The organism is Polaribacter sp. Z014, from assembly GCF_023555435.1.
Taxonomy (GTDB): domain Bacteria; phylum Bacteroidota; class Bacteroidia; order Flavobacteriales; family Flavobacteriaceae; genus Polaribacter.
The window spans coordinates 24,776-42,579 of record NZ_JALCZP010000021.1 but is presented as its reverse complement, the minus strand read 5'-3'; the positions used below and the strand labels follow the sequence as shown (position 1 = coordinate 42,579).

Genomic DNA, 17,804 nt, shown 5'->3' with positions numbered 1-17,804 from the left:
CATGAAAAAACAAAATTTAATACAATTACAAAAAGACTATAGAGCCGCTCAAAAATGTTTAATCGGTTTTAATGTAAATGATATTTACGATATGAAGGCTGTTGCATTGGCTGCAGAAGAAGCAAATTGCCCAGTAATGGTAATGACATATCCACCTGTTGTGGATTTAAACTCTAGTTATCTTTGCAAAAAAATGGTAGAAGGAATTCAGCCTTACACAAAACAACCTATTTATCTTCATTTAGATCATAGTGTTTCTGTAGATATGTGTAAACAAGCAATTGATGATGGGTATGATTCTGTGATGATTGATGGTTCTCAAAAAAGTTTAAAAGAAAACATTGCAATGACTAAAGAAGTTACTAGATATGCTGAATCTGCAGGTGTTTTAGTAGAAGCTGAAATAGGAAAAATAATGGGTAGGAATGTTGTTGTAAAATGCGATGATGATTTTTTAGCAAGTGTTGCAGACGTAAAGGCAATTGTTGAAGAAGCAAACCCTCATATTATGGCAGTTGGTATTGGTACTGCTCACGGATTTACACCTACTTCTCCAAAAATTCATTTTGATAGATTATTAGAAATATCAGAAGCTATTCCCAACCCATTAGTTTTACATGGTGGAACAGGAATCCCTGATTTAGATATCCAAAAAGCAATTACAATGGGAGTTGCAAAATTAAATGTAGGTACCATTGTTCATACAACATATATGAGAGAATTGTATAACGAAATTGGAAAAGATATAAATGGAGCTTATCCACCATTTTTAATGAAAGAGGTAATCCCGAGAATTAAAGATGTTGTTTTAAATCGTTTGGAAGCTGTAAATTTTAAAAACGAACTAGTATAAATAAAAAAGGGTTAATCAAATTAATTAACCCTTTTTTAATTCTTTAAATTATCTACCCATCCAACCTCCATCTACAAGAACAACAGAGCCGTTCATATAAGATGCAGCGTCTGAAGCTAAGAAAACGATTGGTCCTGCAAAATCTTCTGGTTTTCCCCAGCGTCCAGCTGGAATTCGTTCCAATATAGATTTATTTCTTTCTGGATTATTTTGTAAAGCTTCTGTATTATCTGTTGCAATATAACCTGGTGCAATCGCATTTACATTTACACCTTTTCCCGCCCATTCATTTGAAAAAGCCATAGTCATTTGTCCAATAGCACCTTTACTTGCTGCATAACCAGGTACAGTAATGCCTCCTTGAAAAGTTAATAAAGACGCTGTAAAAATTACTTTCCCAGAACCTCTTTTAACCATCTCTTTTCCAAATTCTCTTGTAAGTATAAATTGTGTCGTTTGGTTTACTTCAATAACTTTGTCCCACATTTCGTCTGAATGCTCAATAGCTGGGGCACGTAAAATAGTACCAGCATTGTTCACTAAAACATCAATCTGTGGATGATTTTCTTTTGCTTCTGTAATAAATTTGTAAACTGCTTTTCTATCTGAAAAATCACATTGATAAGCTGTGAATTTTTTCCCTCTTGCTTCAATTTCTTTTGAAACAGCACTACCTTCTTTTTCTAAAGATGCAGAAACGCCAATAATATTTGCACCTGCTTCTGCCAAGGCGATTGCCATTCCTTTTCCAATTCCCCTTTTACAACCTGTAACCAGAGCTGTTTTACCTTCTAAACTAAATTTATTTAATACACTCATTTTAATGTTCTTTTTGGGCATAAATATAGTTACATTCTTATAATTTTTAATACTCTATTACTATTTTAACTACCTCCACAAAGTCAGTAAGTTACTTTTATATATTATGTCAAATTATTTTATTTTTTACCTAATATTAAAAAGTATTCATTTGATTATTCAAAAACTAAATATTATGTTTTTTAGAGCATAAAAAAAAGGATAATTCAGTCATAAACCAATTTATCCTTTTTTAAAAACAAACAACTTCTTTAGTTTTTCACAATCTTATGTCTTGAATTTGATCCGTCTTCTGCAGAAATTTTTAAGAAATAAACTCCAGAAGCAAACTTTTCTACATTAAAAGTAACAGAAGCATCATCATACTTTTTAGAAGCTATCAATTGACCTTTAATATCAAAACAATCTATCTTATTAATTAACTTACTAGAATTAATTTTTACCAGCTCAAAAGAAGGATTTGGAAAAACATCAACCTTTAAATTGTTTTTAATATCATTAACAGACAAACTACTACTAGGTTTATATGTTCTAATCCAATCTATTTTAAATGTATGGTCTTCTGTATTTGCTAATTCTGTGTTTGTTGGTATAACAGACTTGCCATTTGTAGTTCTCCACCCTTGTTCTTCAACAGTTATCATAATATCCATTGCTTTAGATAGCCCTGTTCTAGTATCATTGCTTGAGTCCCCTTGATTTACTGAATTTGTATAATATAAAGGATCAATTTGATCTTTACCTTCTCTTTTAGTAACCTGAACACCATCTATAAAATGGTAAACATGCCAAGGGTCTTTCCAATAAACACCATACGTATGGTAATCATCTTTCCAATTAATGTTTCCTGCTCCGTCATTTCTAGTAATCCAAGTTGGATTTGGTGCTGGATTTCCATTTCCTGTTGATGTCTCACTTGGTTGCCAATCTTGAAAAGGTGATCTAATAAAAACATGATGACTAACATGCATTCTTTCTGCATACCAAGAAACATCTTCTTGTGCACTATCAGAATAAGTAGCACCATAACCTTCCATAAAATCTATTTCTTGAGTATCATCTGGGCTTAATAACCAAGCTCCATTTGCTAAAACAGAGTTCATTATTTTAATTTTTGCTTCAATATAAACAGGATATTGAATTGTATTATTAGAATGGATCGCACCTGCATTAACACTACTACTTAAATATCTAGTAGCTGTTAGTTTTAGTTCACCTCCATCAACTGATGAATGTTGTCTAGTCCATACTGTAGAACCAGGACCTGTCCAAGCATTATGATAGAAATCATCCCACTTACTTTTAAAAGTAGTTCCTTTGTTTGCAGCAGGAGCTGTATAATTAAAATCGTCAGAAACATTAGATTGTAACACCCAAGTATCTCCTCCATCTAATGTTACAGGAACTGCAATTCCGTTCCAATCTTGACTTGCTAAATTTGAAATACTAAACAAACTTATTAGTATTATTAATGTATTTTTCATCATACTCTTTATATTTTCAGCTAAACTAATTAATCTTGTAATTAAAAGTTGCTTTTTTAACTGAACTAAAACTTGACAAGCTAAATACTTCAACAAAACCTGCATAAAATTCACTATAAATCAACACCTAAGACCTTTACAACTATTTTTGAATCTAGGAAAATTCGAGAAAAAAAAAGAGATAACTCAATATAAAATTGAATTATCCCTTTTAAAATTATAAAATAAGCTTTACTTTTTACTCAAAACCTCTTGCAATTGGCATTTTTTGATCCGCTTCTGGAACTCCATCTTCACCACCTAAACTAGGGTAATATCTAAAGTAACTAGCCCAACCAAATTTTTCCTTCGTTTCAAAAGCTTCTAAACCAATAGCTCTTAATTCTTTTCTATCTTTTTCTTTATCTGCTACTAATAACATATAGTCATTTTCAGAAATAGAATTTCCATCTGCATCAACAAGAGAAATTTCTGTATAGAATTTATCTCCTATTACTCCTGGAACTTTACAAGAAACATCAACAAATTTCCCTGAACTATCTCCTCCAATTTCAGAAATATCAAACGTTTCTACTTTGAATACAGATTTATTATTATCCAAGTATTTGATAGTAACTTTACAGTCTTTAAATGATTTATAATAATCATTTACAACCCATAATTCTCCTTTAAATTCTTCTCCTGGTAACCAACGTCTATTATTGTGTTTCATCGTAACTAAAACAGGTTGATATGCTTTTCTCACATAGTCAAAAGATAATTTTTTCTCTTGATAATAATCTACAATTCCCCATTTCATATCTGGAGCAAAAGTGATATAGTGACAAATACAAACAGCACTTGTTTTAGGTTTTCTCGTTCTAAAATGCTCTAATGCATATTGAAAAATAACCCCTTGTGAAATTTGAGTAGCTTCAACAAATTTTTCTAAACCATCTCTACTTTGATCTCCTAAAACTTCAAAATTTAAAGTTCTTAGTGCATCAAAATCTGTCCAATGGTGTCCCCAACTTGGTCCTGGAGGCCATACTTCATCCGCAGGAATAAACTTCTTAATACTTTCTACATTCGGACAAGAAGAAATTGCTAATTCAGGAATTACTGCAAAATCTAAACTAGGGAAATATTCTTCCATTACAAACTCTCCTTCACCATAGAATAAATCATTCGCATGGAAACTTTCGTTTGGTTTAAAACCTAAATTTAAACCAACCTCATCACTTAAAGGTGAAGAAGGTATAAAATGTAAAGGTGTATAAGGTTTAATAGCCTCACCAAGTGCATTTACAAATTCTAAATTGTGTTCTGGGTCTGAAGCTGTCATAAACAATTCTTCTGAACCTTCTAATAACACTAAACAAGGATGATTACGTTGCGCTTTTACAGATGAAATAGCTTCTGCAAAAACAGCTTGTTTAAATTCTTCATCTTTTGGTAAAGACAAACTTGCTAATGGTAAAACATCTTGCCAAACTGTAATACCTGCTTCGTTACATAATTTGTAGAATAAAGGAATTTCTTCTGGATGCCAACCAAATATTCTTAAGTTATTAAAGTTACATTCTTTTGCTAAACGAATTAACTCTACATATTTACTTGGATGTGCACGACCCATAAAAATATCTGGTGGTCCTCCCCAAGTTCCTGAACGCATAAAATGACGTCTGTCATTAATCATAACTGTCCAAGGATTTTCTACCTGTTCTAAAGTAAACCCAGGATTGTGTACCATTTTTACTTCACGAATTCCAAAAGAAGTATCTGTTGTGTCTAATAAAGTATCTTCACCTTCAATAACAGTAACTTTAGCATTATATAAGTTTTGATCTCCTAAATCCCAAGGCCACCAAAGTTTTGCACCATCAATATCTAAACTGATTTCATAGTTATTAGTTCCTTTAGAAACTTTAACTTTTTGCTGAACTTGATACGTTTTAGATTCGAAATTTTCACCTTCAACTTCAATGTTAATAGCTATTTCTCTTTCAGCATCTTCATGATTTTTTAACTCAATTTCTACATCTAAACGAGCAGAATCTTCAGTTAATATAACCGGTTTTACATACGTATCTTCAATAGTAACCTTACCTGTTGCTTCTAAATAAACTGGTTTCCAAATTCCTGTTGGAGGTAAACTTACCCAATAATCTCCATGCCACGCAGGTTTACGTCCTGCAACTTGACTATATCTTCTTGGTGCTGGATGTAAACGAACCATTAAAACATTGGTTCCGAAACGCAAGTTTTCGAAACGAATATCTTCTGATACATCAAACTTGAATTTTGAAAACATTCCTTCATGAGAACCTAAAAATTTTCCATTCAACCAAACATCACATCCAAAATCTACACCATCAAAAACCAATTGAATGTGTTTCTCAAACATGTTTTTAGGTACATCGAACTGACGTTTATACCACCATTCATTTTCTGGAACCCATTTTGCTTTTACACTATTTCTTCCAAAATGCGGATCCTCTATTCTACCTGCTCTCCATAAATCTGTATACACATCTCCAGGAACTTTCGCAAAAGACCAATTAAATGAATCTCCTGTAATATCAAAGTTTAACTCATGAAAACCAACTTTAACACCTTCGTCTGGCCTTATACCTTCAAATTGCCATTTGTTTCCACTTAAATCAAAAACAACTTTTTCGTTAGACTCTTTGCCTTGTTCAGCTAAGTAGTCTCTTTCTTCTTGACTAATATTCTTCATTTATCTCTATTTTTATATTCTTATTTATCTTCTAATTTCCATGTTCTTACCCAATCAATTCTCATGGTATTAATTGTATCATCACCTAAATCTGATTTAGGAGGAAGACCACCTAGATAGTTTCCTTCATTCGTCCATAAATCAAATATTATTTCTAAATCACGCGTAAATTCACGACCTGCATATGTTTGTCCCCCTCTATCTTCACCTACTACAACACTTCCAGCAGGTTCTCCATTTAAGTAAAATTGAATGTGTTTAGCATCTTTCCACCAAACTCCGAAAGTTTGATATGCTTCATTCCATTTTACTCCTTTTAAAGGATTATTATTTGATAAATTGGTGTTTATAAAATTGTCTTCATCTCTAATTTCCACTGGAGATTTACTTGCATCAGCATGAAAATATTGCGAATTCATTCTTGTTGGAAATTCAGGTTGACAACCATTGCAAGAAGGTTTTGAGTTGTTCTCGATAATATCAATTTCATCTCTGTTATTAATATCACCATTATTTAACCAATATGTATTGTAGGCAGAAATGTGAGAAGATTTTATTCTAGCTTCTGTGTACATAGGATATTGTGTTTCAGCTATAGAATGAATTCTTGCTGTTTGAAACCATCTCCCATCAGGGTTACTTTCATTTAAAGTTGCTTTTAACCACAATTTACCGTCTGTAACTCCTGAGTTTTGTATAGACTGAGACATGTAAACGGGAGCAGGATAATTCCAAGTAGATTTAAACCATTTACTGCTATCCCAAGAATCAAATTCATCAGACATCGATTCAAACTTTACCCATTTTTTATCTGTTGGAGTTGTATCTTCAATAGAAACAAATGAAGGAAGACTTGGATCAATATTACTAAAAGCACTAGCACTTGGTGCAAATTTTGTTACAGTTATTGCAACCGATGCAGAATCTACATCACCATCAACATCTGTTATATTATATGCAAAACTGTCATCTCCAAAATAATCAGCATTAGGGATATATTCAAAAACACCATCACTTACTTCAGTTATAGTACCATTAGTTGGATCAGTTTTTATACTATAATTATCAGTACCTCCACCATCATTTCCTAAATGATCATTTGAAGCTACATTTACTTGATTTGAAGTCCCAGAGCTACTATTTTCATCAACACTTAAAGTGTCATCAACTGCTGATGGTGTATCGTTTATTTCTTGTGGTTCTTCGGGCTCTGTTGAGCTACTTCCGCAAGCAACTATAACTATCGTAGTTATCAATAAAATAATTAAATTTGTTTTTATATATCGTTTTTTTAATCTCATGGTTTTTATTTTTTTGATAATGATTGATTAGAATTCTTGTTTTCTAAATTGTTATTCTTTCTATATTCATACATAGAATAGGTAGTTTCTTTTACTTTTTCTATAAAATCTTCATGAGGATTGTCTGTAATATCAACAAAACCTACATTATAGTTTTCTCCATCAAAACGTCCAGTATTTGGTTCATCTATATATTGAAACCAATGAGCACCAACGATATTTGGGTTTCTTAATGCTCCTTGTATATAACTTTTAAACATTTCTCCTCTTTCTGTTTGGTCTTTTGCAGCTTTAATTCCTACATGTAGACTTCCTCTATCTAAAGCACCAAACTGAAACTCACCAATCATAACTGGTTTATCAACTCCTTTTGGTAACGAAAAATCTGCAATGCTATATTCGTATTTATTAAAGCTCATAATATCTAAATAATGACTCGCAGCTGTTAAAACAACATCATTATTTGCCCAAGCAAATCGGCAACCTAAATAGTTTTGATTTGGAGCAACCGATTTTAACTCTTCATTAATAGTTCTAAAATATGTTTCTGCAATTCTCTTATAAAAATTAACTAAATCTGTTTTTGCGAATTCTCTATTAGGTATTTCTGTAGATGTTAATAAATGTTCCCAAGATTTATAAGACGATTTCCAAGAGATGTTTAAAGCATTAACCATTTTGTATTTCTTTTTTAAATCATTGATGAATTCTATCTTTGCAGGTTGATTTTCTGGACTTTTTAAAGTACCAACAGCCAAAGAACCTAACTGCCCCCAAGACAATTCGTTATCAACAAAAAAACCTAAACACCAAGGATCATTAGCTCCTCCTTTTTGAGATTCTACAGAATTTCTAACAGCTATTCTAAAATTAGGATCAAACACATCATGAAACTTTCCCCAAAAACCTTCTGAACCTTTTATTTTAGGTGTATCTTTTATCCAAATAGAACCAACATATGCTGTTCTTTTTTGTTTTGTTACTCCTATATCAGACATAAAACCAACGGTATTCATCCCCCAATCTTTTATTCTTTTATGAGCAACATCTTGAAATGTTTTTAACCAATCATCACCATATTTTTTATATAAATTATTCTGATAAAAGTTAAACGTTTTATATGGTCTCTTATCTTTATAAAAACCATGGGTTGCATAATCTACTTCTTGATAAAACTGAGCAGAAGAATCGTCTTTTTTTGGTAAATATTCAAAATAATTTTCTCGTTGAGAAACACCTGTAAAAACTGAGTTTGAAGCGACACAGTTTAAACCTGCTGTCCAAAATAAATATCCTTCTGGGTCCACCATCCACCATTTATCTGCTACTTTTTCTGTTCTAAAAAAACCTGTTGCTTTTAATTTTGGTCCTTTTAACCAACCTCCAAAAGTGGCTCTATCTTTTGGCCCTTTACCGTTTTCTAAATAAGCTAATTCTGCCTTAGCAAATTCTTTAATTTCTTTATCAGAATGAATTTTATTTTTCCAATCTTGATGTTTATATTGTCCATATTTATCTATGAAAGGTAAAAATCCATCAGGGCTTTTTTCTTCATATTTACCAACAGCTCTAACATTATCAATTGTAAAATTATTAGGTTCTGTATTGTATCTAGAACAGAAAGTTAGCTCAGTAACTTTCGTTAAATCTGCTTTAATCTGTCCAGGAACTCCACGTAAACCATTAATCTTTATTTGTGGTTTAAAAATCCAAGGAGTCCAAGCTAAATTAACAGTGATTGTTTTACTTTCTCCTGGTTTTAAATCGATATAATCTGAACAATACCATCTTAACAATCCATCAGGATCATTACCAACAAAAAGTTCTACTTGCATTTTTTCATCACCCACATTAGAAACATCTGCTTTTACTTGATAGTAAGAGGACAAATTCCAAGGTTTTCCGTTAGGGCTCATTAATTTTACGCCCGTTTCTCTTAATGTATTTCCGTTGTTAACTTGTAAATAATTATTTTTTTCTGATGAAATAATTTCGAAAGTTGCATCTTGAGGTTTTACTAATTGAGTTTGAGTTTCATTCTCAAAGTCAAATAAAACCATACCATCTTCATTTGTAGAATCATTTTGTGAAATATTACTTTTAGAAGAATTACAACTCATGAAGTTAAAGTTTATAATCAACCCAATTACTATAATCAGTTGCCATTTATTCTTTTGAAGAATATCCATTGAAGTTTTTATTTTAGTTAATTTCTTCATTTTTTATCGTTTTTATTAGAGCAGTTCTTTTATTTTTTAAAATACAGAAATATTTTTAATTTCCCATGTGCCACTATCTGCATTACAAGCAGGTTGCACTGCCATTTGCATTAACCTAGCATTAACTTCTTTAAAATCTAAAAGGTTAATAATGTATGTTACATATTCTGTACTATTTGACTTTATTGGGATTGTAATCCATTCTTGTTTTTCCCAATCAATTGATTTTGTACCTGAAGTCCAAAAACTGGCATCTTCATTTCTAGAATAGATAGCTACTTTCATTTCGGTTGCAGCACTATTATTTTTGATTGTATAAGAAATTTTATTACAAACTCTCGTATCTGTATATAACCAAGGCGCACTTTCTATAATTGCTTTTTTGCCTGATAAATTACCAGTAAGTATTCCTTTTTCTTTTAAATTTACTGTTGTACCTTGTAATGATTTCCAACCCATTGTACTGTTTTCAAACTTCCAGTTTCTTCCAGGACCGGGATACATTCTATCATCCTTAGGGATAATTACAGTTCCATCTTCATTAAAGAACACAGGTTTTAGACTTGCTCCGCGATAAAAAGCACTGATGTCATGATTTTCTTGTAACACATACCATTGCTGGTCTTTCCATTGAAAAAAACTTGTATGACCCCCTGCTAAGAAAGCTCCTTTAAAATTGTATGGACCATATAATTTTTTAGACATTGCATATTTGTTCCCATAAACTAAATAATACCAATCTCCTCTTTTAAATAACGTTGGTTTATCATCTGTAGAAATTTCTTTTCCTGTTGCATCAATAACAGAAATAGAAGTTGGTTTACTTTCTAAAGACTTCATATTTTTAGATAATGTGGCCATGTAATAGGTGTTCACTCCAAAACAAATAGTGTAGACATCGTTTTCTATATATATTTCTGGGTCATATGGATTGACAGGTACAATTCCTTTTGGTAATAAAGGTTTTCCTAATAAATCTTTGTATTCTCCATCTATTTTATCTGATACCATAACACCAGTATCTATATTTCGATTTGAAAAAAACCAATAATATTTTCCATCTCGTTCACAAATATCACCTGCCCAACAATTTGGTTGATCACCAATATAAGTTTGAGTAGGTAGAATACTTTTATGGAAATTCCAATTTATTAAATCTGCGGATGACCAAATTTCCCATCTATCCATTGGAAAAGCACTTTTTGCATCCCAGGATTTATCATGACCAGCAATTATAAAAACGGTATCATTTTTAACCCAAGCATGAGGATCTGCCATACCATGTTCTGGTACAATTATATCTACTTTTAAAGCATTTGGATTAACGCCTACAAATAGTTGCTTTTCTTGTTTACAAGAAAGCAATATTATAACACAAATAAGTAAAGTTGATATATTTTTCATTTTATTAATCTTTAGCTAAATACATAATTATTTAACTAACATTTCTTCTAATTCTTCCAAAGATTTTCCTTTAGTTTCAGGTACTTTTAACCAAATAAAGACGAAACCTATCACTGCAAATATTCCGAAAAGTAAAAATGTACCTGCATTACCCAGCGATGCTAATTCCCAAGGAAATAACAATTGAACTAAAAAGCCAACACCAAGATTTATAAACCCAACAAATGCAATAGCAATACCTCTAATCTTAGTTGGAAATAACTCTGAAAATAGCACCCACATTACTGGACCTATAGACATTGCAAATGCCCCAACGAATCCTATAATTCCGATAAGAATTAAAAGCGTATTCATTTTGGCAGAAGCTGTAACAAGGGTAGACTCATGTATTCTTGCACTTTCTTCACCTAAAGTTGAAACTATTGCAGCTTTAAAGTCAAGATCGTTTTCAAATACTTTATCTTGAAGTTGCACAATTTGGTCATGATTAATTTCTTTTGGAAGATTTGCTATTGCTTCTTGTGAAAGCGTATAAGTAGCATCATTAAATCCATAACTTAATAAAAATAAACAAATAGAGATCCCTGCCATTCCAATAATTAACAAAGGTTTTCTTCCAAATTTATCAATAACTAGCATAGCTACTATTGTAAAACCTAGGTTTGTTACACCTACTAAAGCAGCCTGTATAAAGGATGCATCTGTACCAATACCTGTTTGTTCAAAAATCATTGGGGCATAAAACAAAACAGCATTAATACCAACTATTTGTTGAAAAACACCAACAATTATTCCTATGATAATTACTTTACGCATTGATTTTTTAAACAAATCACTAACCTTAGATTTTGCTTTATTCTTATCTTCATGAATATTTTGTTCCACTGCATTCATTTGTAAAACTGCTTCTTCTTCAGAAACCACCTTTTTCATGATTGTTAAAGCCTCTTCTTTCTCATTTTGAGTCATTAACCACCTTGGACTTTTGGGTACCAAATTTAACCCTAAGTAATAAAAAATTGCAGGAACAGCTTCTAAACCTAACATCCATCTCCAATTCCATTTATCAAAACCTAACGTTTTAGTCCATTCTGCATCAGAGTTTCCCCATTTAAGAATTAAATAGTTTGTAAAAAATGCGATAGAAATACCCAATACAATGTTTAGTTGATTGAAAGAAACTAATTGACCTCTTTTTTCTGGAGGCGCAACTTCAGCAATATACATTGGTGCTATAATTAATGCTGCACCAACAGCAAAACCACCAATCATTCTAAAAATAATTAACCAAAAGAAATTCCCTGCTAAGGCAGAACCCACAGCAGAAATTGTAAATAATATGGCTGCAAATTTTAAAATTCTTCTTCGTCCATGTTTATCACTCATTGGGCCAGCAATTAGCATTCCAACTGCTGCTGTTAAAGTAATTGAACTTACTGCCCAACCTAATTGAAGTTTTGTTAAATTGAATTCTGGTTCAATAAATTTTACGACTCCAGAAATTACTGAAGCATCAAAACCTAATAAAAAGCCACCCAAAGCAACAATAGCTGCAATTTTTATTACAAAGAATTTTTTACTCGACATATTTTTAGTTTTAGTTAATACGTTTTTATTATGTTGTTTATTCTCCTTTTGCTGTATGATGTGTCATTTCCCAAGTTGTAAACCTTTGGATATATTGATAATCATCATTCATATATTTATGTGTTAAACCCCAACGTAAAATATGAGTAGGATGAACTTCTGCATCTACAGATCTGTTTAAACCGATTGCATGAGGAGCTCCTTTTATAACACTTTTAATTTCAAAATTAATGCCATCTGAAGACCATTGAACTGTGTTTTTTTCTGGTCCATCTGTAGTAATTAAAGATGCAATTCCGTCATTATATTTCCAAACACAAATTTCATGTCCGCTATTTGAAATAGGATTGTATTCCGATTTCACATAAGGTCCTTTTGGGTTATCAGCAATAGCAACTCCATGCCTTATTTGTCTTCCTCCAAATGTGATCGCTTCACCCATTTGTTCTCCTTTGTAATACAAATAGAATTTACCTTTAAAAGGTATAATACAAGGGTCATGTACTTTATGACTATCAAAATCTCCTTTTTTCTCTACTGCAAATCTATTTTGAGTTTCACCTTTCCAAACACCATTATCAGCAGGTTTTAAGATTGGTTCCTCACTTTTTTCCCAAGAACCATAAGGTGTATTTGACCAAGCCAAACCAACTTCATTTTTTATACGAACTGTATAATCTCCTTTTATAGTTTGATATGATAAATAAAACATGCCTTCATGCTCCATAACTTCTGGTGTAAAAACAGAACGATTATCATAAGTTCCAGATTCACCTCTTTCTACAGCTAAACCTTCTTCTTTCCAGGTAATACCATCATAAGAAGTTGCGTACCAAATATCACATCTATCCCAAGGAAAAACTTTGTCTTCAGCAATGTTCCCTCCAAATCCTTGAGTTGGCCCAATACTTCTGCTGTACCAAACAAAATATTTTCCTTCAAACTTTATAATAGCACTAGGATCTCTTCTTACCACTCCTTCTTCATAAGCTAAATCACCTTTCAAGTCTTCAATCTGATAATCAAAAAACCAATCTTTACCCAAATTTGTTGGCCATTTTAAAGCTCTTTTACTTGCTGCGCTTAACTTACCTTTATTCGTAATTCCTAAGAAATCTTGCTGCTCGTCTGTTATTTCGATACTCATATTTAAATTTTATTCTTAATATTTAAACTTAAAAACAGTTGCACTTTTATATTCTTCTCCTTTTTTTGTTATCGATTTTGGTGAATTTTTAATATTCGGACCATTTGGATACCGCTGTGTTTCAAAACAAAAACCGCTATATTTTCCAAATTTCTGACCATTTTCTCTTTCTAATTTGTCTGAAGTATACGTTCCTGTATAAAATAGTACACCAGGTTCTGTTGTTGATACTTCTAACGATCTACCACTTTCTTTACATAAAAATTTAGCTACTTTTTTTAATTCAAAATCACTCTTATTAAAAATGTAATAATGAGCAAACCCATCATTCATTTTTTCTTGTATTTCCTTAATTTTTTTAGGACTTCTTAAATCATCGACTTCATTATCTAGATGTACAATTTTATCTAGAGCTGAACCGGTTTCATCCATTGCCAACTTTTTGTTTGCCAAAATTGTAACCTCATGATTTTCTATTGATTTATTAAAACCTGATAAATTAAAATAGGTATGATTCGTTATTGCTAAGGGAGTATCTTCATCAGGAACTGCATTATATTCTATACGAAGTTCATTTGCATTTGTTAAAGTAAAAACCACTTTAATAATTACATTACCTGGAAATCCTTCTTCAAGATTTGCACTAACTAAAGACATCTCAATACTTGCTTCATTATTGTTGTCTACAATTTTAGCATCCCATATTTTTTTATCAAAACCTTCAACACCTCCATGTAAATTATTGTTACCACAATTAGTGGCTAATTGATAAGTTGCTCCATTTAAATCAAATTTAGAATCTTTAATTTGTGCACAATATCTTCCAACAGTACTTCCAAAATATGGAGCGTTTGTTTTATATTCTTCTGAAAAATAATTCTCAAATTTGTTAAAACCACAAACAACATCTTCTAATACCCCATACTTATCCGGCATAATTAGAGAAGTAATTGTAGCTCCGTAATTGGTTATTTTTACTTCAAAACCATTACTGTTTTTTAAACAAAATAGATTTACCTCTTGCTCTTTAAAAGTTCCAAATATTGATACTGTAGTACTCATTAATATATTTTATTTAATGCTATTAATTTTGCTTATAAGAAGCAAGTTTGTCCCAATTAAATTCTACTCCAACTCCTGGTGTATTAGGTGCTACAGCTCTATGATTTTCTACCACTAAAGGTCTCATTGTATATTCATCAATAGGAAAACTATGTACTTCTAACCAACCTGCATTGGGCTGAGAAGAAACTAAACTTACGTGCAATTCTTGCATTCCATGAGAACAAGCTGGTATGTTATTTTTGTCTGCTAATTTTGCTGCAGCTAACCAACCTGTAACACCTCCACAATTGGATGCATCTGGTTGTACAAATGCTAGTTTAGATTGCTCCATAGCATATTCAAATTCATGAATAGTATGTAAGTTTTCTCCCATTGCTAAAGGAAAACCTGTTGCATTAACGATCTCTGCATATCCTTTGTAGTTATCAGGAATTGTAGGCTCCTCAAACCAAGTAATATTATATTCTTTAAAACCTTCAATTGCTTTAATTGCTTTTTCTACACTCATAGAATAATTAGCATCTACCATAAAAGTAACATCTGGACCAATAAATTCTCTTACTGCTTTTATACGATCTAAATCTTCTTGTAAATTTTCTCTACCAATTTTAATTTTTACTGCATTAAAACCATTTGCTAAATAAGTTTTCATGTTTCCTAGTAATTTCTCTAATGGAAACATTAAATCAATTCCACCACAATATGCTTTACAAGTATTATTTGTTCCACCTGCAACTTTCCATAAAGGTTGATTAAGTTTTTTACAACGGATATCCCACAAAGCAATATCTATTGCAGAAATTGCGAAAGAAGCAATTCCGCCACGACCTACATAATGAATGTGCCATTCTAAAAAATCGTAAATACTTTCAATATCATCACCATCTTTACCAATTAGCGCTTCTGTAAAATCGTATTCTACCATTGCTTTTATAGCACGACCACCTTTACCTCCAGTATATGTATAACCAGTTCCTTCACTACCATCTTCTAAAGTAACTGTAACGGTTACTAATTCAAAATGAAAATGGTCTCCATGTTTAGCATCAGAAAGTACTTCTGCTAAAGGAACTTTAAATAATTTGGTTTCTATCTTTGCTATTTTTGTACTCATTACATTGTTTTATGGAATAAAAAATAAACGGGTTTTTACAGCATTTATAAAAACCCGTTTTATTAAATATTAAATTTCATTCTCTCCTTTTACATAACCAAAGTTTGCAAGGATTCCTCCATCAACATATAAAACTTGTCCATTAACAAAATCTGCTGCTTTAGAAGCTAAGAATAATGAAGCATTACCTACATCTTCTGGTTCTCCCCATCTGTTTGCAGGTGTACGTGTCATTACCAAATCGTTAAATGGGTGACCGTCAATACGAATCGGTTCAGTTTGAGCAGTTGCTATATAACCAGGCCCAATTCCGTTTATTTGAACGCCATATTTTGCCCATTCACAACACATATTAGCAGTCAATAATTTTAAACCACCTTTTGCTGCTGCATATGCTGATACATTTTGACGACCATAAACGCTCATCATAGAACACATGTTTATAATTTTACCTTCTCTACGCTCAATCATTCCTGGAGCAACACGCTTCGCCATAATTAAAGGCGCAACTAAATCTACATTAAGTACTTGCTCAAAATCAGAAATTGGCATATCTAAAATTGGAATACGCTTGATAATCCCTGCATTATTAACAAGAATATCTATAGGACCTACTTCTGCTTCAATTTGACTAATTCCTTTATCTACACCTTCTTCACTACAAACATTGAAGTTAATTGTAAAAACATCAATACCTTCTTTAGCGTATTCTGCTTTACAAGATTCTAGTTTTTCATCATCAATATCGTTAACACACAGTTTAGCACCTGCTCTAGCCAAAGCTTTCCCACAAGCCATTCCAATTCCGTGAGTTCCTCCCGTTACAAGAGCGACTTTACCTGATAAATTAAATAATTCTTTCATTATATGTTTTCTTTTGTTTTTATTATTTCTTAAGGTTATAAACTACAATCCATTAGTACTTTCATTCCGTCAGGATTATTGTCTATGTTTTCAAAAACTTGTTGAATGTTACTTAAAGGCTGCACATCAGTAATCATATCGATGAAAGGCAACTCATTTGCAGTAATTAATTGGATCGATTTTTCATAATCTTCTTTTTCATAAACTCTAGCTCCAATTAATTTTAATTCTTTCCAGAAAAATTTGAATAAATCAACTGGTTTTTTCTCACCATGAATTGCTACCATCAAAATTCTACCTCTAATACCTGCAACTTCAGTCATTACATCTAATGCGGGTTGAACTCCTGCAACTTCAAAAACAACATCTGCTAAACGTCCGTCAGTTTTTTCTCTTACATATTCCACTAAATCAATATCTATTGGACTTACTGCATCAAAACCTAATTCTTTTGCTTTGGCAATACGTTTTGGGTTTACTTCAGAAATAATTACATCTGCACCAACTTCTTTAGCAACCATAGCAACTAATAATCCTATTGGACCACCACCTAAAACAACTGCAGTTTCTCCTTTTACTAATCCGCTTAAGCGAACATCATGAGTTGCTACAGATAAAGGTTCTATTAATGCTGCTAATTTTAAATCGGTAGTATCTTTTAACTTGTGAAGCGTAAATGCAGGAACATTCCAATATTGTTGCATTGCTCCTGGGCTATCAATTCCAATAAATTTTAATTCCTCACAGATGTGATTAAAACCTTTGTCTGATGCTTTTACTTTTCTGTCATCTAACGGACGAACAACTACTTTTTCACCAACTGAAAAACCAGTAACACCTTCTCCCACTGCATCTATAACTCCAGACATTTCATGGCCAATAGTTTCTGGTGTATTTACTCGTTTATCCATCATTCCATGATAGACATGTACATCTGTACCACAAACTCCTACATAAGCTACTTTAATTCTTACTTCACCTTGTTCTGGAGCTGCGATTTCCTTGTCTATAACACTAAAGGTTTTATTACCTTCATATTGTGTTGCTTTCATCTTATTGAATTTTAAATTATTATCTTTTGTTAAGAGAATAATCTTCTTTAAAATGAATTTGGTTTTTACAAATACGAATTCAACCCAAGAAAATTATTCTTAGGTTAAAAGTATATGAAACAGTTTGGAAATAAATGAAAAGAGACTTGACAAAAACTTTACTAAATGTAATTGTC

13 protein-coding genes are annotated in these 17,804 nt (G+C 31.9%); 1 reads left to right on the top strand and 12 read right to left on the bottom strand.

Annotated features, from left to right (window positions below):
- Window position 1: 1 nt before the first annotated feature.
- Window positions 2–853 carry a class II fructose-bisphosphate aldolase gene (locus MPF19_RS16200; RefSeq protein WP_249989270.1) on the top strand — a complete coding sequence of 284 codons (852 nt, stop codon included), beginning with the start codon at window positions 2–4 and terminating at the stop codon, window positions 851–853.
- Window positions 854–901: 48 nt separating this feature from the next.
- On the opposite strand, the gene MPF19_RS16195 is transcribed toward MPF19_RS16200, so the two are convergent.
- The 12 genes from MPF19_RS16195 to MPF19_RS16140 form a co-directional block, all read right to left on the bottom strand.
- On the bottom strand, window positions 902–1,672 hold the full coding sequence (locus tag MPF19_RS16195; protein WP_249989269.1) for an SDR family oxidoreductase: 771 nt from the start codon (window positions 1,670–1,672) through the stop codon (window positions 902–904).
- Window positions 1,673–1,923: 251 nt separating this feature from the next.
- Window positions 1,924–3,159 (bottom strand): T9SS type A sorting domain-containing protein, encoded by a 1,236-nt coding sequence (locus MPF19_RS16190; RefSeq protein WP_249989268.1) that lies wholly within the window; start codon window positions 3,157–3,159, stop codon window positions 1,924–1,926.
- A 235-nt stretch (window positions 3,160–3,394) separates the two neighbouring features.
- Window positions 3,395–5,875, bottom strand: coding sequence for a glycoside hydrolase family 2 protein (locus MPF19_RS16185; protein WP_166382892.1), 2,481 nt, complete (start codon window positions 5,873–5,875; stop codon window positions 3,395–3,397).
- A 20-nt stretch (window positions 5,876–5,895) separates the two neighbouring features.
- Window positions 5,896–7,176 (bottom strand): cadherin-like domain-containing protein, encoded by a 1,281-nt coding sequence (locus MPF19_RS16180; protein ID WP_166382890.1) that lies wholly within the window; start codon window positions 7,174–7,176, stop codon window positions 5,896–5,898.
- Window positions 7,177–7,181: 5 nt separating this feature from the next.
- Entirely contained in the window at window positions 7,182–9,395 is a 2,214-nt protein-coding gene (locus MPF19_RS16175) for a beta-agarase (protein ID WP_240914554.1), read from the bottom strand.
- Between the two features lie 36 nt (window positions 9,396–9,431).
- A complete protein-coding gene (locus MPF19_RS16170) occupies window positions 9,432–10,799 on the bottom strand; it encodes a family 43 glycosylhydrolase (protein WP_166382888.1) in 1,368 nt (455 codons plus the stop codon).
- A 27-nt stretch (window positions 10,800–10,826) separates the two neighbouring features.
- Window positions 10,827–12,386, bottom strand: a complete 1,560-nt coding sequence (locus MPF19_RS16165) for a sugar porter family MFS transporter (protein WP_249989267.1) — start codon at window positions 12,384–12,386, stop codon at window positions 10,827–10,829.
- A gap of 37 nt (window positions 12,387–12,423) precedes the next feature.
- A complete protein-coding gene (locus MPF19_RS16160; protein WP_249989266.1) occupies window positions 12,424–13,533 on the bottom strand; it encodes a glycoside hydrolase family 117 protein in 1,110 nt (369 codons plus the stop codon).
- Window positions 13,534–13,548: 15 nt separating this feature from the next.
- Window positions 13,549–14,595 carry an aldose epimerase family protein gene (locus MPF19_RS16155; protein WP_249989265.1) on the bottom strand — a complete coding sequence of 349 codons (1,047 nt, stop codon included), beginning with the start codon at window positions 14,593–14,595 and terminating at the stop codon, window positions 13,549–13,551.
- Window positions 14,596–14,617: 22 nt separating this feature from the next.
- Window positions 14,618–15,712, bottom strand: a complete 1,095-nt coding sequence (locus MPF19_RS16150) for a mandelate racemase/muconate lactonizing enzyme family protein (RefSeq protein WP_249989264.1) — start codon at window positions 15,710–15,712, stop codon at window positions 14,618–14,620.
- Between the two features lie 69 nt (window positions 15,713–15,781).
- Window positions 15,782–16,576 (bottom strand): gluconate 5-dehydrogenase, encoded by a 795-nt coding sequence (locus MPF19_RS16145; protein ID WP_249989263.1) that lies wholly within the window; start codon window positions 16,574–16,576, stop codon window positions 15,782–15,784.
- A 35-nt stretch (window positions 16,577–16,611) separates the two neighbouring features.
- Window positions 16,612–17,628, bottom strand: a complete 1,017-nt coding sequence (locus MPF19_RS16140; RefSeq protein WP_249989262.1) for a zinc-dependent alcohol dehydrogenase — start codon at window positions 17,626–17,628, stop codon at window positions 16,612–16,614.
- Between the last annotated feature and the right edge of the window lie 176 nt (window positions 17,629–17,804).